This is a genomic window from Citrobacter sp. wls710 (assembly GCF_005281115.1).
GTDB classification, from domain to species: Bacteria; Pseudomonadota; Gammaproteobacteria; order Enterobacterales; family Enterobacteriaceae; genus Citrobacter; species Citrobacter werkmanii.
This window is the reverse complement of sequence record NZ_SZXD01000058.1, coordinates 187,614-207,549: the sequence shown is the minus strand read 5'-3', so window position 1 is coordinate 207,549 and position 19,936 is coordinate 187,614. Positions and strand designations below refer to the sequence as shown.

21 protein-coding genes are annotated in these 19,936 nt (G+C 48.4%); 12 read left to right on the top strand and 9 right to left on the bottom strand.

Features of this window, described 5'->3' with window-relative positions:
• Window positions 1–2: 2 nt before the first annotated feature.
• The 7 genes from rdrA to FDX14_RS22490 all read right to left on the bottom strand — a co-directional run bounded on the left by rdrA (window position 3) and on the right by FDX14_RS22490 (window position 8,803).
• Window positions 3–2,522: an antiviral RADAR system adenosine triphosphatase RdrA gene (rdrA, locus tag FDX14_RS22520; RefSeq protein WP_137350282.1), complete on the bottom strand. Its 2,520-nt coding sequence runs from the start codon at window positions 2,520–2,522 to the stop codon at window positions 3–5.
• 276 nt (window positions 2,523–2,798) lie between these two features.
• Window positions 2,799–3,605 carry a peptide ABC transporter ATP-binding protein SapF gene (gene sapF, locus FDX14_RS22515; RefSeq protein ID WP_016153235.1) on the bottom strand — a complete coding sequence of 269 codons (807 nt, stop codon included), beginning with the start codon at window positions 3,603–3,605 and terminating at the stop codon, window positions 2,799–2,801.
• A 1-nt stretch (window position 3,606) separates the two neighbouring features.
• On the bottom strand, window positions 3,607–4,599 hold the full coding sequence (gene sapD, locus FDX14_RS22510) for a peptide ABC transporter ATP-binding protein SapD (RefSeq protein ID WP_003020556.1): 993 nt from the start codon (window positions 4,597–4,599) through the stop codon (window positions 3,607–3,609).
• Entirely contained in the window at window positions 4,599–5,489 is an 891-nt protein-coding gene (sapC, locus tag FDX14_RS22505) for a peptide ABC transporter permease SapC (RefSeq protein ID WP_016156640.1), read from the bottom strand. Before sapC ends, sapD begins: the two co-directional genes overlap by 1 nt.
• A complete protein-coding gene (sapB, locus tag FDX14_RS22500) occupies window positions 5,476–6,441 on the bottom strand; it encodes a peptide ABC transporter permease SapB (protein ID WP_061381249.1) in 966 nt (321 codons plus the stop codon). The genes sapC and sapB overlap by 14 nt, the downstream gene beginning before the upstream one ends.
• Window positions 6,438–8,081, bottom strand: coding sequence for an ABC transporter substrate-binding protein SapA (gene sapA, locus FDX14_RS22495; protein ID WP_137350281.1), 1,644 nt, complete (start codon window positions 8,079–8,081; stop codon window positions 6,438–6,440). Before sapA ends, sapB begins: the two co-directional genes overlap by 4 nt.
• A gap of 329 nt (window positions 8,082–8,410) precedes the next feature.
• A complete protein-coding gene (locus FDX14_RS22490; protein WP_042308109.1) occupies window positions 8,411–8,803 on the bottom strand; it encodes a YdeI family stress tolerance OB fold protein in 393 nt (130 codons plus the stop codon).
• Between the two features lie 131 nt (window positions 8,804–8,934).
• Between FDX14_RS22490 and FDX14_RS22485 the strand changes: the two genes are divergently transcribed.
• The 4 genes from FDX14_RS22485 (at window position 8,935) to FDX14_RS22470 (ending at window position 11,506) form a co-directional block, all read left to right on the top strand.
• Complete coding sequence (locus FDX14_RS22485; protein WP_137350280.1) at window positions 8,935–9,438, top strand: hypothetical protein; 504 nt, start codon at window positions 8,935–8,937, stop codon at window positions 9,436–9,438.
• A 9-nt stretch (window positions 9,439–9,447) separates the two neighbouring features.
• A complete protein-coding gene (locus FDX14_RS22480; RefSeq protein WP_038640925.1) occupies window positions 9,448–9,894 on the top strand; it encodes a DUF421 domain-containing protein in 447 nt (148 codons plus the stop codon).
• Window positions 9,895–9,904: 10 nt separating this feature from the next.
• Window positions 9,905–10,420 carry a 2-oxo-tetronate isomerase gene (locus tag FDX14_RS22475; protein ID WP_252182551.1) on the top strand — a complete coding sequence of 172 codons (516 nt, stop codon included), beginning with the start codon at window positions 9,905–9,907 and terminating at the stop codon, window positions 10,418–10,420.
• Between the two features lie 177 nt (window positions 10,421–10,597).
• Window positions 10,598–11,506 carry an SDR family oxidoreductase gene (locus tag FDX14_RS22470; RefSeq protein ID WP_042308117.1) on the top strand — a complete coding sequence of 303 codons (909 nt, stop codon included), beginning with the start codon at window positions 10,598–10,600 and terminating at the stop codon, window positions 11,504–11,506.
• 95 nt (window positions 11,507–11,601) lie between these two features.
• On the opposite strand, the gene FDX14_RS22465 is transcribed toward FDX14_RS22470, so the two are convergent.
• Window positions 11,602–12,246, bottom strand: a complete 645-nt coding sequence (locus FDX14_RS22465) for a QnrB family quinolone resistance pentapeptide repeat protein (protein WP_137350302.1) — start codon at window positions 12,244–12,246, stop codon at window positions 11,602–11,604.
• Between the two features lie 82 nt (window positions 12,247–12,328).
• Window positions 12,329–13,318 (bottom strand): phage shock protein operon transcriptional activator, encoded by a 990-nt coding sequence (gene pspF, locus FDX14_RS22460; protein WP_167371245.1) that lies wholly within the window; start codon window positions 13,316–13,318, stop codon window positions 12,329–12,331.
• Window positions 13,319–13,473: 155 nt separating this feature from the next.
• Here pspF and pspA point away from each other — a divergent pair, with 155 nt between their 5' ends.
• The 8 genes from pspA (at window position 13,474) to FDX14_RS22420 (ending at window position 19,930) form a co-directional block, all read left to right on the top strand.
• Window positions 13,474–14,142 carry a phage shock protein PspA gene (pspA, locus tag FDX14_RS22455; RefSeq protein ID WP_003020532.1) on the top strand — a complete coding sequence of 223 codons (669 nt, stop codon included), beginning with the start codon at window positions 13,474–13,476 and terminating at the stop codon, window positions 14,140–14,142.
• A gap of 54 nt (window positions 14,143–14,196) precedes the next feature.
• Window positions 14,197–14,421 carry an envelope stress response membrane protein PspB gene (gene pspB, locus FDX14_RS22450; protein WP_004193245.1) on the top strand — a complete coding sequence of 75 codons (225 nt, stop codon included), beginning with the start codon at window positions 14,197–14,199 and terminating at the stop codon, window positions 14,419–14,421.
• Entirely contained in the window at window positions 14,421–14,780 is a 360-nt protein-coding gene (gene pspC, locus FDX14_RS22445) for an envelope stress response membrane protein PspC (RefSeq protein ID WP_061381254.1), read from the top strand. The genes pspB and pspC overlap by 1 nt, the downstream gene beginning before the upstream one ends.
• A gap of 8 nt (window positions 14,781–14,788) precedes the next feature.
• Entirely contained in the window at window positions 14,789–15,019 is a 231-nt protein-coding gene (gene pspD / locus FDX14_RS22440) for a phage shock protein PspD (RefSeq protein ID WP_038640914.1), read from the top strand.
• A gap of 164 nt (window positions 15,020–15,183) precedes the next feature.
• Window positions 15,184–16,893 carry a sugar phosphorylase gene (locus FDX14_RS22435; RefSeq protein WP_137350278.1) on the top strand — a complete coding sequence of 570 codons (1,710 nt, stop codon included), beginning with the start codon at window positions 15,184–15,186 and terminating at the stop codon, window positions 16,891–16,893.
• A 13-nt stretch (window positions 16,894–16,906) separates the two neighbouring features.
• The gene (locus FDX14_RS22430; protein ID WP_137350277.1) at window positions 16,907–18,199 is read left to right on the top strand and encodes an ABC transporter substrate-binding protein; all 1,293 of its coding nucleotides are present in this window, start codon (window positions 16,907–16,909) and stop codon (window positions 18,197–18,199) included.
• Between the two features lie 20 nt (window positions 18,200–18,219).
• A complete protein-coding gene (locus FDX14_RS22425; protein WP_042308518.1) occupies window positions 18,220–19,101 on the top strand; it encodes a carbohydrate ABC transporter permease in 882 nt (293 codons plus the stop codon).
• Complete coding sequence (locus FDX14_RS22420; protein ID WP_003020474.1) at window positions 19,088–19,930, top strand: carbohydrate ABC transporter permease; 843 nt, start codon at window positions 19,088–19,090, stop codon at window positions 19,928–19,930. The genes FDX14_RS22425 and FDX14_RS22420 overlap by 14 nt, the downstream gene beginning before the upstream one ends.
• Window positions 19,931–19,936: the final 6 nt, after the last annotated feature.

The window sequence follows — 19,936 nt, the reverse complement described above, 5'->3', positions numbered from 1 at the left end:
ATTTAGTTATTGACCTCTTCTCCGACGCCCTGGATAAGACCACGATAGAACCATGAAACTTGGTTATTTTCTTTAAGTAGCGACTGCATTACGCGTGAAGAATGCATGCATTTAAGAATATTATGGGCAATTTCGATATTGCTACTTGCCCACAGTTTAACTTCCTGTGTTTTGATTGTCGTATTGCCCGTCTGTTTATAGTAAAAATCGCGAATGTCAGTAAACGTCATTTTTGAAAAATAGTTTTCATTAAAGAGATCCGTCGCGTTGTTATCGCCAATAGGATAACATTCCGGAGGGTCGATATTGAATATGGGATGGCACCACATAGAAATAACAAGTTCAGCATGTTCACTTTCGTTGATTGTTTTAAGATTTAGAATGTTATCATTATCAACAGTCAAATCGACAACTCCACTGAGATTGCGTGATAAAGTACGGTCGTATTTTGTGAACTCTGTGTAATCTCTGACTATTGATGCTCTGGCGCCAGTGGCTACGTTAGTATTAACAACAAGTCCATCTTTAGTGAATGTTAATAACGCATTGATAAATATATACTCAAAGCGCCGCGCCAGATCTGATAGAAGTTCTTCCCGTGACTTTTTCTTATCTATCAAATTCATCCTAAGCACGGACAGTTGAGAAAAAACCTTATTAAAAATAACGCTGAGTAGTGGTATTAGGTTTTTACCTTTAAGTTCTGTTATTTTTCTATTTTCACACCAGTTATAAATTTTTTCTATTAACTCATTGATATTGCTGGAGTAGTCGATAGGATTGTCGGGGCGATTCAGACCATCATCACTTTCTTCTATTTCCCGGGTGTGATTCATCGCGAAAATTGAATAGAAGGGGGCTCGTAAGAAAATATCCTGAAAAAGGGCTGTAAATTTATCTTTTTGATAAAAGGTGTCTGGCAAATTTCCGGTTATAGCCAGTAGGGACCATCCAATAATTTCAAAGGCCCGGCTAAAAAAGATATGATGTCGTCGATTTAGCTGCCGGCTATAGTAATCATGGTGTGTATACAGTGCCAGCAGCAGAGAATTACCATTTTTAGCCTCTGACACCGATTTGCTTATAAACATTGGCTCCATGATAAATTCTAAGGCTGGCATACTGCGTAAAATATCCGAACTATTTTTTACTGATTCTAAGATACTTTGGTTGGTGTCATGGGCTTTCATGTCCGCGGCTATATCGCATTGCTGACTAATAAATTCTTTGCTTGCCCAATGGCATCGATTCATTTGTAATACTGGGTTGAATGCGATCAACTGGCTAAAATTAAGCTGTGCCACTTGTTGTGCCAGTTGAATATGTAGATAGGTTTCCATATTCGTGAGGGCAACACCATCGTGATGTATTTCAGCCCAGTAAGCATATTTCTGCCAGATGTCAGACGTGGTATGTTCTCGTTCCTGTAGCAACGAAGGCGGTAAGCTTCTAATTAGTTGGGTGACTTCTCTGGCGCTAATAGGGTGAACCCATTCAGTACTGCGTTCTTGCCCATTGCATAAACTATAGAAGGTGTCTTTTAATAGATCTTCATATTGCGGGAAGGTCAGGCTTGATATTTTTCTGGTGCTTTCTATTTCTGAATATTTATAGCGAATTTCCAGTCTTGGTAATATTTGTTCAATGGGTTGCAAGGGCAGGCGAATATGATTCGGGAAGACTTTTGTCAGATAGGCATCGGATAAACTCTCTGCCATATAACCAACACCGAATATATTATTAGGACCCTTAGAAAATGCTTTTTGCGTAATGTGACGATAGAGTTGATCGTCACCGCTGACTAATGGGAGGATTAGCGGACAGGAGAGTAAACAACGGATGTCATCCAACACGGCGAAACCATTGTCAATTTTCATGTCAACATCATCAATGGGCAATACTAACGCATCACAACCCAACAGGTTTACAGTGGCAATCAAGAAACGATGAAAATCCCGTTCGAGATGAATACCGGAACGGTACTTTTGAATTCTATCAATACCCCGAAGTTCATCTATTTCTTGTGGCTTTCCTAATGCACCGGCCAATGTTCTTAAAGCCTGGAAAAAAGCCTCTTTTATTGACTGGCTAATCTCAGGTTGGTTCAGTTTACCTTCAACGGAAGCATAAATAGAGGCAATAATGACTTCGGAGAAGCGGTCATCAATGTTCAATAATGTTGGATCAATAACATCGATAAAGTGCAAGTCGGGGAATTGTGACGATTTTGCGGTGTAGTTAGCCCATGCGGCGCTGGCATTGCGTAAGAAGACGGTTTTTCCCGCTCCACGTGGACCATTGATAAAAATGGCATGATGGTAACTGGTGAGCCGGGCTGTTTTGGGATCTTGTAAATCATTTTTATACTGTCGAGCCTCCAGTCCCATACGGGCCAGGTTCTCAAGCATTTTTTGAGTCGCCTGCTGTTGCCACAGGTTATTTTTCTCGCCTTTGGTGCCATCGCCACAAAAATCATCACGGTATTCGGGTAAATCTAGATCGAGTATTATCTCACTGGCCATAAGTCCCTCATGAAATTAAATCCCAAAGCATGCCGCTGTGGTTAACTAAAAGTATGCAGGAGGTGACCAGATATAACTAAAAACTGAATGGCGCATGCTTAACTAAGAGATCGATTATGTCCAGTTAAGGCCGTCTACACCTCCGTATGATGAGGCAATACTAGCATAGCTATTATGTCTAACCTACTGTTTTGGAATAGTAAAATCAATCAGTCAGCGGTGAAGAACTTCAGGCAACAGGAAACAGAAGGTTCCTGTGCCCAAAGAGGATGTCAGCTAGCGATCTTTCCGCCAGGCGTCGGCGGTAAGCGCCTCGCCAAAATGCCCTGCAATCAGGCGACGAGTCAGCTCATGCAGCGGGGAGGCCAGAACATCCGCGGTACTACCGCGCTCAACAACTTCCCCCTGATGCATGACTAATACCTGATCGCTAATGTGCTTCATCATGCCGATATGCTGAGTCACATAGATATATGAAATCCCCTGTTTTTCCTGTAATTCCAGCATCAAATTGATGAGCTGCGAACGCATCGACATGTCGAGAGAGGCAAGGGCTTCGTCGGCGATAATCACTTTAGGTCGCAAAATGAGCGCGCGGGCAAGCCCCAGGCGCTGTTTTTGCCCCGGCGCTAACATATGCGGATAATAGCTCACATGGTCAGGCAGAAGGCCAACCATGCGCATCGTTTCAATAATCTGTTTGCGACGCTGTTCAGGTTCCAGGTCGGTGTTCAGACGCAGCGGGAAATCGAGGATCTGTGAAATACGCTGACGAGGGTTAAGCGATGTTGACGGATCCTGAAAAATCATGCGGATCCGCTGACTACGGAATGAGTAATCACCATACTTTAGCGGGTGATCGTCAATCAGCAGTTCACCGCTGGTGGGTTCAATCATGCCAGCTAACATCTTTGCCAGCGTGGACTTACCGGAACCATTCTCGCCAATGACGGCGAGCGTCTGACGTTCGCGCAGGGTAAAGCTGAGTGGCTTAACGGCCTCAACGGTCTGTCGGCGAAATAAACCCGTCCGGTAGCGAAAGGTTTTGCTCAGATTGCGAACTTCGAGCAGGGTTTCTACCATCTCACTCTCTCTCCATATTCAGCGGGAAATGACAGGCGTAGAGATGATTCTTTGCTCCGGTCAGTCGTGGGGTTTCAATACATTCACGTTGAGCATAAGGGCAGCGCGGCCCCAGACGGCAGCCGATGGGTAATTGTTCCAGCAATGGAATCGCTCCTGGCATGGTATTCAAACGACTTTTATGCGGCATGGCGCTACCAAAATCAGGAATGGCGCGGATCAACGCCTGCGTATAAGGATGATGTGGAATCGTCACCAGATCTTTACTGGGCGCGGTTTCCACCGTTTGTCCGCAGTACATTACGTTGATTTTGTCTGCCCACTGGCTGAGCATTTGCAGGTCATGGCTGATCAACAAAATGGTGGTATTGCTATTTTGGTTCAGCCGGGTCAGCAGGCGAAATATTTGCGCCTGGGTCGTTGGCTCCATCGCGTTCGTCGGCTCATCAGCAATCAGCAAGCGCGGCTGATTAGCCAGTGCGATAGCGATCATTACCTTCTGACACTCGCCGTCGGTCAGTTCATACGGGAAGCTGCGCATGGCATCTTTATGGTCTTTTATCCCGACGCGGTGCAAAAGCTCAATCGCCCGGCGTTTACGCCAGCCGATGCGCTGCCACCAGCGGCCCTTGTAGGTCCAGGCTGGAATATTTTGCATCAGCTGTCGTCCAATACGCTCGGACGGATCAAGGCACGATTGCGGTTCCTGAAAGATCATGGAAACGTTATGACCGACCAGCTTGCGTCGTTCACGCGCGGAAAGGCGCAGGAGATCGATATCATCAAAGCGCATACGGTCGGCGGTTACGCGCCAGTTATCTTTAGCGACGCCGCAAATGGCCTTGGCGATCAGGCTCTTGCCGGAGCCAGACTCGCCAACCAGTCCGCGGATTTCACCCTCATTGAGGGTCATGCTGACGCGGTCAACTGCTTTTACCCAGTCGTCACCGGTTCTGAATTCAATGGTCAGGTTGCGGATATCGAGTAATGGCATTATTCCACCCCCGCAATAATTGCGCGGCGCACGCCATCACCCAGCAGGTTAACCAACAGCACGCTTATCATGATCGCCGCCCCTGGCAGCATGACAGTCCACGGTGCGACATAAATCAGCTCCAGCGCGTCGCCGAGCATGGCTCCCCATTCCGGTGATGGCAACTGCGCGCCAAGGTCGAGAAAACCCAGCGCGGCGATATCCAGGATCGCCATCGACAGCGCACGGGTGATTTCAGTGATAAGCCCGGCGGTAATATTGGGCAGAACAGCGAACCACAGGATATTGAGCGTGGTTGCGCCATCAAGGCGAGCGGCGATGACATATTCTTTTTCCAGCTCGTCATGCACCATGCTGTAGACGGAGCGAACCATCCGCGGTAACAGCGCCAACCAGACGGCAAACATCGCGTGAGTCAGATGCGGCCCGGCAAAGGCCACCACAATAATCGCCAGCAACAGCGAAGGAATCGACAGCAGGGTGTCGAGAATGTGATTGAGCACCGCGGAACGCAAACCGTGTGTTGCCCCGGCAACCACGCCAAGCAATAAACCACACAGCGTGGCGGCAAGGGTGACGACAAACGCGCCGCCCACGGTTGGGGCCGCACCGCTGAGCAGGCGGCTTAAAACATCACGCCCCAGATCATCAGTCCCGAGGAAGAAAGAGACTTCGCCATAGCGCGACCATGACGGTGGCAAAAGCTGGTAGCCGAGAAACTGTTGGTCGATGCCATAAGGCGCGAACCAACCACCAAAAATACACAGAATCGCCAGTCCCGCACAGCCATACAGGCCGATCATTGCGGTTGCATCGCCGTAAAAATTGCGCCATGCGGTGCGCAGCGTACCAGGCGGGCGCTTTTCGCTGTAGACGCTATCGTAAGGCATACCATTCCTTATGTTTCAGAGGGTTAGCCATAGCACCCAAAATATCAGAGATGACGTTAACAATGATAACCAATGAGCCTATTACCATCACACCCGCCGAAATAGCCGCGTAATCTTGCTGGCGAATCGCGTTAATCAGCCAACGGCCAAGACCTGGCCAGCTAAAGACCATCTCGGTGATCATCGCCAGCGTCAGCATGGTGGAAAACTGTAAACCCAGGCGCGGGATAACCGGTGGAAGTGCGTTGTGCAGTACGTGACGGCGTAAAATCGTTAACCGTGACAGACCACGAGTAGCCGCCGCTTTAACATAGTTTTGATCAAAGACCTCAATGGTGCTGATACGCATCAGACGAATAACTTCCGTCGTCGGTGCCACGGAGAGCGTTAATACCGGAAGCACCATATGACGGATCGCACTGACCAGCATTTCATCGCGCCAGGGCGAGTCGGTGATCCACGCATCAATAATGGCAAATCCGGTAACGGGCTTAACTTCGTAGAGCAGATCAAAACGCCCGGAAACGGGCAGCCAGCCGAGGGTCAGTGAGAAGAGCAACGTCAGCAGCAGCGCCAGCCAAAAAACCGGAATAGAAAAGCCCATCAGAGCCAATGCGCTGATGCAACGGTCCTGCCATTTATTACGTGTTATGCCCGCTAACATGCCTATCGGGATCCCGACCATCAGTGCAAAACCAAAGGCCAGAATGCACAGCTCCATCGTCGCCGGAAACACCTCTTTCAGTTGTTCTGAGATTAACTGGCCGTTAATACTGGACACACCAAAATCCCAGTGAATCAGGCCATTGAACCAGAATACCCAGGCGTTCCACAGCGATGCGCCCTGTAACGGCGCATGAGGTGTGAAGTAGCTCAGGCTGAACCCAATAAAAGTCAGGAAGAACAGGGTGACCAGCAGTAATAAAAATCGGCGCAGGGTGAAGATAATCATGGTTTTTTCACCTCTTCAGCCTTTTCCCTGGAAACCCCGGCAAAAGAAGCGTTGCCGAACGGACTGAGCACCAATCCTTTGATGTCATAGCGGTAAGCCTGCAAACGGAGCGAAGAGGCCAGCGGCAGGATCGGCAACTCGCGTGCGAGAATATTTTGCGCTTCGTCGTAGGCATCAATTCGCGAGGAGAGTTGTTGCGAAGAGAGGGCTTTGCGCAAAATGCTGTCAAACTCCGGATTGCACCAGTGGGCAAAGTTGGTCTGTGAGTTAATGGCGGCACAACTGAGCATCGGTCGGAAAAAGCTGTCAGGATCGTTACTGTCAGTTGCCCAGCCGGACAACGTCAGATCATGGTTCATATCCATTAATCGCGCCTCCTGAAAACGACCTTCTACCGGGATGATCTTCACTTTCACACCCACCTGAGCCATATCAGCCTGAATCAGCTCTGCGGTTTTCAGCGGACTGGGGTTCCAGGCCTGAGAGCTTGTGGGGACCCAAAGTTGTAACGTCAGATTTTCCAGCCCCAGCGCTTTTAACTGCTCGCGCGATTTTGCCGGGTTGTACTCAGTAATTTTAGCTTCGTTGTCATAAGCCCACGAGGCGCGGGGCAAAATAGATGCCGCGGTTTCCGCCGTACCATAGTAAATAGATTGCATTAACCGTTGGTTGTTAATAGCCAGCGCTAACGCATGTCGTACGGCAGGGTTGTTCAACGGCGGTTTATCCGTGTTGAACGCCAGATAGGCGATATTCATCCCCGGACGCAGCGTCAGACGCAGCCGAGGATCATCACGCAATATGCTGAGCTGGCTGGCAGCGGGCCAGGCCAGGACATCGCACTCGCCGGTCAGTAATTTCGATAAACGTCCGGTTCCGCCAGAGCCGAGATCCACCACGACCTGCGGCATCAAGGGGGTACCACGCCAGAATTTTTCATGCCGTTGTAGGCGAATATATTGGCCTGCACGATTTTCTGAAAGTTGGTACGGTCCAGTGCCGACGGGTTGTCTGTCGAGTAATTCCTGGCGATCCTGTTTTGCTAATTTGGCAGCATATTCTGCCGACATCACAGAGGCATAATGTGTGGCAAGGTGCCACAAGAAAGAAGCGTCGGGTTGATTTAAGCGAAATTCAACGGTGTTGTTGTCCAGCTTGCGCACGCTTTGGACGTTATCGGCGAACTGCAGGCTGTCAAAATAAGGAAAACTGCTGCCATTGACATTGTGCCACGGATGCTGGCGATCAAAGATGCGCTCGAAGGTAAATACCACATCGTCCGCATTCAGTTTGCGGGTGGGTGTGAACCAGGCTGTCTTTTGAAACGGAACATCGCGACGTAAATGAAAGCGGTAGGTTGCGCCGTTATCCATGACTTCCCAGCTTTCAGCCAGTTCTGGCACCAGGCGATAGGTATAGGGATCGACATCAAGTAGTCGGTCATACAATTGGGCCGCTAATGTGTCTACGATGAGACCGCTGCTCGCTTTTTGTGGATTGAACGTATTGACCTGCCCACTAACGCAATAGACAAAGCCACTGTCACGAATATCAGCGTACGGGGCCTGCTCAGGCGCAGCTACAGCCTGACCACTCAGAAATCCAGCCATCACGATCAGAGATGATAAAACCAGGCGCATAATTTTAAAGGGTTATATATAAAGAAGCTATCTTACTAATACTTAATGACATTTGCCATTACCGTTTGTGTTTGGGGCTGCAGGGGTGATGACCGCGAATTCAACATCGTCAGTTGGTCAAAATTCATACCTGCTATCCACGTTGCATATACTCTATTAGCTATCTTAGCATTTTCATGGCACCTCTGACTCGCTTAAACGCCGGATTCAATGGCGGGAGGTGTCTGACGGGAAAAATGAGTCTGTTGTGTGGGAGGAATGTCTGCAGAATCAGAGGAAAATAAACAAGAATGAGGCCGGGAAGAGTGAATATCTTCCCGGATGTCGAATTACTTCTGGATTTTATTAACGCGTACCACCGGCGGTTGCATTTTAGCGTCAAGGCTACCGTTAATCCTGATCATTTGATCGGGTTTTACCGTTCGGCCATCAAAGACGGCAAGCGGGATTAGCGTATTGATAGTGCCGGTTTTGTCCCGGAAGATAAACTTATCTCCTCCTTGAGCCTCAATGAGATTACCTCGTAAAGAGATGGTCGCACCGTCATGCATGGTTTTAGCTTGTTGGACGGTCATGATTCTTGCATCTTCAGTGCCACGATACCCTTCATCCAGTGCGTGCGCAGGTGGCGGGGCGGTATCTTTTTTTAATCCGCCATTATCATCGGCAAACGCTGTGGGCAATAAAAAACAACACAGTAAGGGGGCGAGAGATATTTTCATAGAGCCTCCATTGAAATCGATTTGACTTATTAAGTTTGGTTGCTATTTATTAATCTGGCGAGTGGGATAAGTCTCAAATGATAATTTTTCAATAAAACAAAGGATTGGTGCGATATAAGCGAGGCGGTGAGATGAACAGAAAGAAAGCCCATTTGCAAGGCGTAAAAGAGAGTCAACGTTTTCTGAATTTTGAATCAGGCTTTCACAAGATTGGTTTTATCTGTTTGTTCTGCATTGTTTTACTTGCTATGGCGGGATCGTTTTCCGGGGGATATTTAAGTGAGGTGACGAGAAAAAACAGCTTAAAGACAACAGAGTTACAATACGAAAGGTTTGGGCGTTTGCAAACGGAATTTAAAATTAAAATCTCTGCACAAAAGCATGATTCTGTGAACAAGACGTTACGCATTGGCGGCGATTTCAACAAATTTTATGAGATGGAAAATATTTGGCCGCAGCCAGACAGCATGTACAGCAAGGGTAACGATCTTTACCTCGTCTACAATGATTCTGAAGCAACGCAGGATTTTACTGTCTGGCTGCAGGTTACGCCCGTGAAGCCAGGAAGTGTAATGAGTTTTCTCCAGCTAAATGGCGAACCTGAAATCCGCTTCAGACAATTTATTTATCCTTAGGAGGTGGGTATGGAGATGGTCTTCCGGGCATTAGCCATTTACCTTATTTTGCTGGTGGTTTTCAAAATAGCCGGTCGCCGGGCATTGTTACAAATGACCAGCTTCGATCTGATTTTATTACTGATTATCAGTGAAGCAACTCAACAAGCCTTATTGGGTAATGATTTTTCGCTAACCGGCGCCATGATCACGATTGTCACACTGGTTACTATTGATATTCTGTTTGGTTTCATTAAGAAAAAGGTAGGTGGGGCAGAATCCGTGCTGGATGGCTCTCCGGTTATCCTGCTTGATCACGGGATACCTTTGTTGGATAAAATGAAGAAAGTGGATGTTTCTCTTGACGATATATTAGTCGCTGCACGACAAAATCAGGGGATTACCGAATCCAGTAAAATCAAGTATGCCATTCTGGAACGTAACGGACATATTTCTGTCATTCCTGAAGAGAATTAGCGAGGCGGTAATGAACACGGAGTACAATGACGCAAAAACACGCAATGAACTGACGAAACGGGTTGCAAAAACGCTTATTGATCGCGGTTTAACGTTGACTACCGCAGAATCTTGTACAGGAGGAAACTTGGCCGCCGCGCTTTGTGCACAGGCGGATACCGCAGAATTTTATGATATCGGCGTTATAACCTTTAGCGATCGTGCCAAGCAGAAAATGCTCGGCGTGCGGGCCAGTACATTGGAAAAATATAGCGCCGTTAGTGAGCAAACTGTCAGTGAGATGTCTGTAGGAATACGTGAGCAAGCCGAAACCGACATCAGTATAGCCATCAGCGGATATGCAGGGCCGGAGGGCGGGGAGGATGGTACTCCCGCAGGAACCGTGTGGTTTGCGTGGAATTTCCGCGGGCAGATAATAACAAAACGGGAATATTTTTCCGGGGATTGCCAGGACGTCATTGAAAAGGCAGTACGTTTTAGCTTGGCTGTATTGATTGAAGAAGTTTCAGCCTGGAAGAACAAATAAATAAACCAGGACTTAACCGAGGAAATATCTCCACGCTATGTGAAGTTGTCATTGTGAGAACCAGGTTAATATTAGGAAAAAAATTAAGTGTTGGGTAAATTATAAAGGTCATGTCATTCATTTTGTTCTACGCTTATTAGTCTTTGCGATGAATGATGACTCATGAGAGGTGATTGAATGACTGACCTAAATAAAGGAAAACAGACCACCAATAAAACTAATTCAGAGCGTTTTCCGCAGCCGCCTTTTCCACATCAAAAACAACCTTTTCCGGGTCTGGCTGGAAAAATGCAACCGCGTCCCGATCATGGCGAAGAAAGCTATCAGGGAAGCGGCAGGTTAAATGGTCGCAAGGTATTAATTACCGGAGGTGATTCAGGTATTGGGCGTGCAGTTGCCATTGCTTATGCCCGCGAAGGCGCCGATGTCGCGATTAATTACTTACCTGAAGAAGAGGACGATGCGCGCGAAGTTGTCGAATTGATAAAAAAAACAGGGAGACAAGTCGCGGCGATTCCCGGTGATATTCGTGACGAAACTTTCTGTAACCATCTGGTAAAACAGGCGGTAGAAGCGCTGGGAGGGTTGGATATTCTGGTGAATAACGCCGGTCGTCAGCAATTTTGCGAATCGATCGAAGACCTCACCACAGAAGAGTTTGATGCGACATTCAAGACCAATGTCTACGCCATGTTTTGGATCACCAAAGCGGCTGTTCCTCATTTCTCACGAGACAGCGTGATTATTAACACCTCGTCGGTACAGGCTTATGAGCCAAGTGAGATCCTGCTTGATTATGCTCAGACCAAGGCGGCGATAGTGGCATTTACTAAATCGCTGGCAAAGCAACTGGCACCCAAAGGGATCCGTGTGAATGCTGTGGCGCCTGGACCGTACTGGACGGTATTGCAGTGTTGCGGCGGCCAACCACAGGAAAAAATTGAGAAATTTGGCGCAAATGCGCCGCTCGGTCGGCCAGGCCAACCGGTAGAAATTGCCCCTCTGTATGTCACTTTAGCGGCTGAAGAGAACAGCTATACATCCGGTCAGGTATGGTGTTCTGACGGGGGGACCGGAACTCTCTGACGTCTATGTTCGCTGAGTCGAAACGTCCGCGGGGGAAAGCCAGCGCGGACAATATTGTTTAAGGGCAGGGGGCTGCATGTACCGCTCCCTGAATATTAACCAATGACAGCGATGCCAAGACGTTCCAGGATCAACGATGCCTGGTCGCTGTCCAGTTTAACGCCTTGCAAATCAACACCCCGGACATCGAGATCGCCCAGTTCTGAATTGGTCAAATCACAGTGCGTAAAGTTTGCTGCCCGCCAGTCGAACGATGAAAACTCGCCGCCTGAGAGGTCCGATCCACTGAACGTTGCGCCAAGTACCTGAGTACCCAGCCAGCGGTTTTCCCACAGCTCGCACTTTTCCAGTACGACTTTTGAAAAGTTGGCGTAGCTTAAGTTGGTATTGGTGATATAGGCGCTACAAAACCAGGTGCGTGTGGTAATCATATTCATAAAGCTTGCGCCGCGAAAATCTGAACCTTGTGCGCGGCAGTGGCGAATTTCGATTCCCAGCGCACTCACATTCCTGAAATCCGCCATGGAGAGATCGCAACTTTTGAAAATGGCATCTTTCAGGATAGCGCGGCTAAAATTACACCCTTTCTGGCTCTCTCGATCATAAAATTGGCAGCCAATAAACTCAGTACCGCTAAGGTCGGCACCCGAAAAATCACAGTTGAAAAATGTGCTATTTTCGACTTTCTCACCGGTGAACCTGTTTCTGTCAATTTTTTCGCCAACTAACGCAAGAGTCATCATGATTAACCTGTTTTTTTATACAGTGATTGCATCATGGTAAACTGTTTTAACCCTCGCGTCCAACGTCTGCCCCTGTACGCTAAATTTGGTGTTTCTTGAGTAACGCACGGAGCTGATGGTAGGTCAGACCTAATAATTCAGCGGCTTTTTTCTGATTAAATTTCGCTTGCTGTAAGCTGGTTTGCAAAAATTCCTTCTCCTGCTGCTGTTGGAATTCACGCAGATCCAGCGGTAAGGCTACTGATGTGTGTCTGGTTTCTTGCACCAGCGGCGGTGTGGTGTGACGCCTGAACGGGTCAATCACAATCTCATTCAGCGGGTAATCGCTGGTCCCGTGTCGGTAAACCGAACGCTCCACGACGTTTTTCAGCTCACGAATATTGCCCGGCCAACGGTAGTGGAGGAGCGTTTCTTTGGCCTCGTCGGTGAACCCTGGAAACAACGGTAACCCGATCTCACGGCACATCTGAATGGCAAAATGTTCAGCCATTAGCATGATATCGCTTTGACGTTCGCGTAACGGTGGGAGTTGCACCACATCAAAAGCCAGACGATCCAGCAGGTCGGCGCGGAACGTGCCTTCACTCACCATGCGTGGCAGGTCGGCATTGGTTGCACAAACCAGTCGTACGTTGACCTGCAGCGGCTGGCTACCGCCTACGCGTTCCAGCTCTCCGTACTCAATAACGCGCAGCAGTTTTTCCTGTACCAGCATCGGGGCGGTCGCCAGTTCATCAAGAAACAGCGTGCCGCCATCGGCGCGCTCGAAACGACCCGGATGACGTTTCTGCGCGCCAGTAAAGGCGCCAGCTTCGTGACCGAAGAGTTCAGAATCAAGTAAATTTTCGTTGAGCGCCGCGCAGTTAAGTGAAATAAACGGGCCTTGCCAGCGGGTGGAGAGATAGTGCAGGCGGTTGGCGATAAGCTCTTTCCCCGTACCGCGTTCCCCAATGACCAGCACAGGTTTATCCAGCGGCGCGAGATGAGAAACCTGCTCCAGAACTTCAATAAAGCTGTTCGCTTCGCCCAGAAGATTATCTTTGTATCCTGCCATGATGAAATTCACCATTTGTTAGTGTTATTCACCAATTTACCCTATTTATCCCGGCAGGTAAAATTGGATATTTTCAAATAATTCAATGAATTAAAAAGTTGGCATGCGAAGTGCATTAGAACAGCAGCAGGGCATTGCCCGATATCAGAACAGTAAGTGAGGATTACATTATGGGTATTTTTTCTCGTTTTGCCGACATCGTGAACGCCAACATTAATGCGTTGCTGGAAAAGGCTGAAGATCCGCAGAAGCTGGTGCGGTTAATGATCCAGGAAATGGAAGACACGCTGGTTGAGGTGCGCTCCAACTCCGCACGCGCTCTGGCAGAAAAGAAACAGTTATCGCGTCGTATCGAACAGGCCAGCGCCCAACAGGCAGAGTGGCAGGAAAAAGCAGAGCTGGCGCTGCGTAAAGAAAAAGAAGATTTGGCGCGTTCTGCGTTAATCGAAAAACAGAAACTGACTGATCTTATTGCCTCGCTGGAGCATGAGGTGACGCTGGTTGACGATACGCTGGCGCGTATGAAAAAAGAGATCGGTGAGCTGGAAAACAAACTTAGTGAAACCCGTGCTCGTCAGCAGGCGTTGATGCTGCGCCACCAGGCGGCGAGTTCTTCCCGTGATGTTCGTCGTCAACTGGACAGCGGCAAACTGGATGAAGCGATGGCGCGCTTTGAATCTTTTGAGCGCCGTATCGATCAAATGGAAGCTGAAGCTGAAAGCCATAACTTCGGTAAGCAGAAGTCTCTGGATCAGCAATTTGCTGACCTGAAAGCAGATGATGAAATCAGCGAGCAGTTGGCGCAATTGAAAGCCAAAATGCAGCAAGACAAGCAATAATAATATCTGGCGGTGCCCGAACGCGCCGCCGTTCATCACCTGTAAGGAGTACTCATGAGCGCGCTATTTCTGGCCATCCCGTTAACCATCTTTGTGCTTTTCGTCTTACCGATTTGGCTCTGGCTGCATTACAGCAATCGTTCCAGTCGCGGCGAGCTGGCGCAAAGTGAACAACAGCGTCTGGTAGAACTTAACCAGGATGCACAGAGGATGCGTGAGCGCATTCAAGCGCTGGAAGATATCCTTGATGCTGAACATCCAAACTGGAGGGACCGCTAATGGGGGGCGTTAATCTGAATAAAAAACTGTGGCGTATACCGCAGCAGGGCATGGTGAAAGGGGTTTGCGCGGGTATTGCGCATTATCTCGATGTTCCTGTGAAACTGGTGCGGATCCTGGTGGTACTGTCCATCTTTTTTGGTCTGGCCTTTTTCACCTTTGTCGCCTACATCGTACTGACGTTTGTGTTGGATCCGATGCCGGACAACGTGGTTTCCGGAGATCAGCAGCCATCAAGTGGTGAGCTGTTGGATGCTGTCGATCGTGAGCTGGCTGCAAGTGAAAAGCGTTTGCGTGAGATGGAGCGTTATGTGACGTCTGATACCTTCACATTACGCAGCCGCTTCCGCCAATTGTGAGGTTAAAAATGAATAATCGCTGGCAACGTGCCGGGCAAAAGGTAAAGCCGGGCTTTAAAATAGCAGGTAAGCTGGTGCTGCTGACTGCGCTGCGCTATGGCCCGGCAGGGGTAGCAGGGTGGGCGGTGAAGTCCGTGGCCCGACGTCCGCTAAAAATGTTGCTGGCGTTAGTACTTGAACCTTTGTTGAGCCGGGCAGCGACAAAATTGTCGAAACGCTATTCAGGTAATCAACCCTGATATCCGAAACAACAAAAGCAAGCAACAATTAATCAACATTCCCTCAGTTAATTTGCGGCAGCTCACAAATACGATTTTTTGGCTGCCAAAATTCTTTTATAACCCCCCTCCAGGCCACCTCAGCTGATTGACAGCTTATTTCCGGCAGAGTAGTCTCTTGCGTCATGGGACCGCTACCACGAGAAATGAAGGTGAACCAAAAAATCCAAAAATGTCTGAGTGAAGTCTATGGAGACACATTTTCTTCACTTCACTATGAAGCGCTGGTTGCGCGTTTAGAAAAAGCACGAAAATTAATTAAAAAAAACCGTAAAGCGCATTGGGATGAGGGCGATGTCGTTCTGATCACTTACGCCGATCAATTTTACGCGGAAGATAAAAAACCGCTGCCAACGTTTAATCAGTTTTATAATGAATGGCTTAAGTCGATATTTTCTCATGTGCACCTGTTGCCATTTTATCCGTGGTCATCGGATGATGGTTTTTCAGTAATTAATTACTATCAGGTTGCCGAAGAAACCGGTGACTGGAATGATATTAAGCAATTAGCTGAATCCAGTCGACTGATGTTTGATTTTGTTTGTAACCATATGTCAGCTAAAAGCGAATGGTTTAATAACTATTTGCAACAGCTTGACGGTTATGAAGATTTCTTTATTGCGATGGATCCTGATACGGACCTGAGCAACGTCACGCGCCCGCGCGCATTACCGTTACTGACCCCGTTTACGTTGAAAGATAATACAGTGCGTCATCTCTGGACGACGTTCAGCGACGACCAGATCGATCTCAACTATGCCAATCCATTAGTATTACTGGCGATGATCGATGTACTACTGAGTTACCTGGAGCAGGGCGCTGATTATGTCCGCCTGGATGCGGTTGGTTTTATGTGGAAAGAGCCAGGGACAACCTGTATTCACCTGGAAAAAACGCATCAGCTTATCAAACTGTTCCGCGCTATTGCTGATTGCGCGGCACCTGGTACAGCGATCATTACTGAAACGAACGTTCCGCATAAGGATAACATTTCCTATTACGGTAATGGCCGCGATGAGGCTCACATGGTGTACCAGTTCTCGCTGCCGCCGCTGGTGCTGCATGCGGTACAACGCCAGGATACAACGACATTGTGTCAGTGGGCGCAATCACTGGAACTGCCATCGACTGAGACCACATGGTTTAATTTCCTCGCATCGCATGACGGAATTGGCCTCAACCCGTTACGGGGCCTGTTACCTGAAGATGAAATCATGCGACTGGTGACGGAATTACAACAAGAAGGCGCCCTGGTTAACTGGAAGAATAATCCTGATGGTAGTCGAAGTCCGTATGAAATTAACGTCACGTATATGGATGCGTTAACGCCGGGTAATAGCAGTAATACTGAAAGATTTGCCCGCTTTATTCTCGCCCATGCCATTTTGCTGAGTTTTCCAGGCGTACCGGCGATTTACATCCAAAGTATCCTCGGGTCACGTAATGACTATAAAGGTGTGGAGGAACTGGGTTATAACCGGGCGATCAACCGTAAAAAATATCATATCAGACAAATAGAAACGGAACTGGCTGATGAAACCTGTTTGCGTCACGCCGTTTACCATGAGTTATCCCGATTGATTGTTCTACGACGTAATAATAAAGCATTCCATCCTGATAGTAATTTTAAGATTAACAGTGTTACACCGGCCGTTATGCAAATTAAGCGTACGGCAGAGACAGGCGAAGAAATTACCGGTTTATTTAATGTCAGCGGTCAGACACAAACCATTAATATTGATATTGAAAATGGATTTAATTTGATTGGCGAAGAAAGTATTTCGGGTAAGGAATTAACACTACACGCCTGGCAGGTTATGTGGGTTAAGAAATAAAAAGGAACATTTCATGCTTAAAGCTAAAATTGTGCTGATTTCAGCACTGGTGTCCTGCGCCCTGGTTTCTGGGTGTAAGGATGATAAAAAATCCTCTGTCGCAATTGAATTTATGCACTCTTCTGTAGAGCAGGAGCGGCAGGCGGTTATTGCCAAACTGATTGAGCGCTTTGAAAAAGAGAACCCCGGTATCAGCGTCAAACAGGTTCCTGTTGAAGAGGATGCTTACAACACCAAAGTGATTACCCTCGCGCGTAGCGGTTCACTTCCGGAAGTTATTGAAACCAGCCATGACTACGCGAAAGTCATGGACAAAGAATCGCTTATCGATCGTAAAGCGGTGGCGCAGGTCATTAACGGTGTAGGTGAAGACGCGTTTTATGATGGCGTACTGCGTATTGTACGCACCGAAGATGGCTCTGCATGGACCGGGGTTCCGGTCAGCGCCTGGATTGGCGGGGTCTGGTATCGCAAAGATGTACTGGCAAAAGCAGGCCTTGAAGAACCGAAAGACTGGCAGCAATTGCTCGACGTGGCGCAAAAGCTAAACAATCCTGCCAGCAAAAAATATGGTATTGCGCTCCCTACGGCGGAAAGCGTATTGACCGAACAGTCCTTCTCCCAGTTCGCGCTTTCTAACCAGGCTAACGTTTTCGATGCGCAGGGAAAGATAACCCTTGATACGCCAGAGATGGCGCAGGCGCTGGAATACTATCGCTCGCTTGCGGCAAACACGATGCCGGGTTCTAACGACATCATGGAGGTCAAAGACGCTTTCATGAACGGCACTGCACCAATGGCTATTTATTCCACCTATATCCTCCCGGCGGTGATTAAGGAGGGGGATCCTCAAAATGTTGGCTTTATGGTACCGACGGAAAAAACCTCTGCTGTATATGGCATGTTGACGTCGCTGACCATAACCGCAGGACAAAAAAACGAAGAGACAGAAGCCGCAGAAAAATTTGTCACCTTTATGGAGCAGGCCGACAACATTGCTGACTGGGTAATGATGTCCCCAGGTGCCGCGCTCCCGGTTAATAAAGCGGTGGTGAACACCTCAACGTGGAAAGATAACGCCGTCATTAAAGCGCTGGGTGAGTTACCCAATCAGCTGATTGCCGAACTGCCGAATATTCAGGTCTTCGGCGCAGTCGGCGATAAGAACTTTACCCGCATGGGTGACGTTACGGGTTCCGGCGTCATAAGCACCATGGTGCACAACGTCACGGTAGGAAAAGCTGACCTTTCAACGACGATGAAGGCCAGCCAGACCAAACTGGATGACCTTGTTGAACAGCGCTAATGGGGAAATGGAAAGCCGTGATGAATAAGTTCTTTTCAGGTCGATCGGATATGCCATTTGCCATGCTGCTGCTGGCGCCCAGTTTGCTCTTGCTGGGTGGTTTAGTTGCGTGGCCGATGATATCTAACATCGAAATCAGCTTTATGCGTCTGCCGCTCAATCCGCAAATTGAGTCAACATTTGTCGGCCTGAGTAACTATATCCGTATCTTAACCGATCCCGGATTCTGGCATTCGCTGTGGATGACGGTCTGGTATACCGCGCTGGTTGTTGCCGGGAGCACGGTGCTGGGGCTGGGAGTGGCGATGTTTTTTAACCGTGAGTTTCGTCTGCGGAAAACGGCGCGCTCACTGGTGATCCTCTCTTACGTAACGCCATCTATTTCGCTGGTGTTTGCCTGGAAATACATGTTCAACAACGGCTACGGCATTGTGAACTATCTCGGCGTTGATCTGCTGCATCTGTTTGAGCAGGCGCCGTTATGGTTCGACAATCCAGGCAGCAGCTTCGCACTGGTCGTGCTGTTCGCCATCTGGCGCTACTTTCCGTATGCCTTTATCTCGTTTCTGGCGATTTTACAGACTATTGATAAATCGCTGTATGAAGCGGCGGAAATGGATGGCGCGAACGCCTGGCAACGGTTTCGTATCGTCACGCTGCCAGCGATCATGCCGGTGCTGGCGACCGTAGTCACGCTGCGTACGATCTGGATGTTCTATATGTTCGCCGATGTTTATCTGCTGACCACTAAAGTCGATATTCTCGGGGTCTATCTCTATAAAACAGCGTTTGCATTTAATGACTTAGGCAAAGCGGCCGCTATTTCTGTCGTCCTCTTCGTCATCATTTTCGCTGTTATCCTGCTGACCAGAAAACGGGTGAACCTCAATGGCAACAAATAAACGCACGCTTGGCCGCATCGGCTTTTACTGTGGATTAATTGTCTTCCTGGGCATCACGTTATTTCCGTTTTTTGTGATGCTGATGACCTCATTCAAAAGCGCAAAAGAGGCGATCTCGCTGCATCCCACGCTGTTACCTCAGCAATGGACGCTGGAACATTACATCGACATTTTTAACCCGATGATCTTCCCGTTTGTTGACTACTTCCGTAATAGCCTGGTGGTATCGGTCACGTCATCGGTGGTGGCGGTGTTTCTCGGCGTGCTTGGGGCGTATGCGCTTTCCCGTCTGCGTTTTAAGGGACGGATGACCATCAATGCCAGTTTTTACACGGTGTACATGTTTTCGGGGATTTTGCTAGTGGTGCCGCTTTTCAAAATCATTACGGCCCTCGGCATTTATGACACCGAAATGGCGTTGATTATCACCATGGTGACCCAAACGCTGCCGACAGCCGTGTTTATGCTGAAAAGCTACTTCGACACCATTCCGGATGAGATAGAAGAGGCCGCGATGATGGATGGATTAAATCGTCTGCAAATTATCTTTCGCATCACCGTGCCGTTGGCCATGTCCGGTCTGGTTTCAGTCTTTGTGTACTGCTTTATGGTTGCGTGGAATGACTATCTGTTCGCCTCGATTTTCCTCTCCAGCGCCAGCAATTTCACCTTACCGGTCGGTCTGAACGCGCTGTTCAGTACGCCTGACTATATCTGGGGACGCATGATGGCCGCATCGTTAGTCACCGCATTGCCGGTGGTCATTATGTATGCGCTTTCCGAACGTTTTATTAAGAGTGGTTTGACCGCAGGCGGCGTGAAAGGCTAAGCGGCC

Bases quoted from the DNA above. Each gene is read 5' to 3' on its own strand.
- rdrA (WP_137350282.1), bottom strand. From the start codon at position 2,522: ATGGCCAGTGAGATAATACTCGATCTAGATTTACCCGAATACCGTGAT.
- sapF (WP_016153235.1), bottom strand. From the start codon at position 3,605: ATGGTAGAAACCCTGCTCGAAGTTCGCAATCTGAGCAAAACCTTTCGC.
- FDX14_RS22485 (WP_137350280.1), top strand. From the start codon at position 8,935: ATGAACAGAAAGAAAGCCCATTTGCAAGGCGTAAAAGAGAGTCAACGT.
- FDX14_RS22425 (WP_042308518.1), top strand. From the start codon at position 18,220: ATGAATAAGTTCTTTTCAGGTCGATCGGATATGCCATTTGCCATGCTG.
- FDX14_RS22465 (WP_137350302.1), bottom strand. From the start codon at position 12,246: ATGACTCTTGCGTTAGTTGGCGAAAAAATTGACAGAAACAGGTTCACC.
- FDX14_RS22435 (WP_137350278.1), top strand. From the start codon at position 15,184: ATGGGACCGCTACCACGAGAAATGAAGGTGAACCAAAAAATCCAAAAA.
- FDX14_RS22475 (WP_252182551.1), top strand. From the start codon at position 9,905: ATGAACACGGAGTACAATGACGCAAAAACACGCAATGAACTGACGAAA.
- FDX14_RS22430 (WP_137350277.1), top strand. From the start codon at position 16,907: ATGCTTAAAGCTAAAATTGTGCTGATTTCAGCACTGGTGTCCTGCGCC.
- pspC (WP_061381254.1), top strand. From the start codon at position 14,421: ATGGGGGGCGTTAATCTGAATAAAAAACTGTGGCGTATACCGCAGCAG.
- sapC (WP_016156640.1), bottom strand. From the start codon at position 5,489: ATGCCTTACGATAGCGTCTACAGCGAAAAGCGCCCGCCTGGTACGCTG.
- FDX14_RS22470 (WP_042308117.1), top strand. From the start codon at position 10,598: ATGACTGACCTAAATAAAGGAAAACAGACCACCAATAAAACTAATTCA.
- sapB (WP_061381249.1), bottom strand. From the start codon at position 6,441: ATGATTATCTTCACCCTGCGCCGATTTTTATTACTGCTGGTCACCCTG.
- sapA (WP_137350281.1), bottom strand. From the start codon at position 8,081: ATGCGCCTGGTTTTATCATCTCTGATCGTGATGGCTGGATTTCTGAGT.
- pspF (WP_167371245.1), bottom strand. From the start codon at position 13,318: ATGGTGAATTTCATCATGGCAGGATACAAAGATAATCTTCTGGGCGAA.
- sapD (WP_003020556.1), bottom strand. From the start codon at position 4,599: ATGCCATTACTCGATATCCGCAACCTGACCATTGAATTCAGAACCGGT.
- FDX14_RS22490 (WP_042308109.1), bottom strand. From the start codon at position 8,803: ATGAAAATATCTCTCGCCCCCTTACTGTGTTGTTTTTTATTGCCCACA.
- FDX14_RS22480 (WP_038640925.1), top strand. From the start codon at position 9,448: ATGGAGATGGTCTTCCGGGCATTAGCCATTTACCTTATTTTGCTGGTG.
- pspD (WP_038640914.1), top strand. From the start codon at position 14,789: ATGAATAATCGCTGGCAACGTGCCGGGCAAAAGGTAAAGCCGGGCTTT.
- pspA (WP_003020532.1), top strand. From the start codon at position 13,474: ATGGGTATTTTTTCTCGTTTTGCCGACATCGTGAACGCCAACATTAAT.
- FDX14_RS22420 (WP_003020474.1), top strand. From the start codon at position 19,088: ATGGCAACAAATAAACGCACGCTTGGCCGCATCGGCTTTTACTGTGGA.
- pspB (WP_004193245.1), top strand. From the start codon at position 14,197: ATGAGCGCGCTATTTCTGGCCATCCCGTTAACCATCTTTGTGCTTTTC.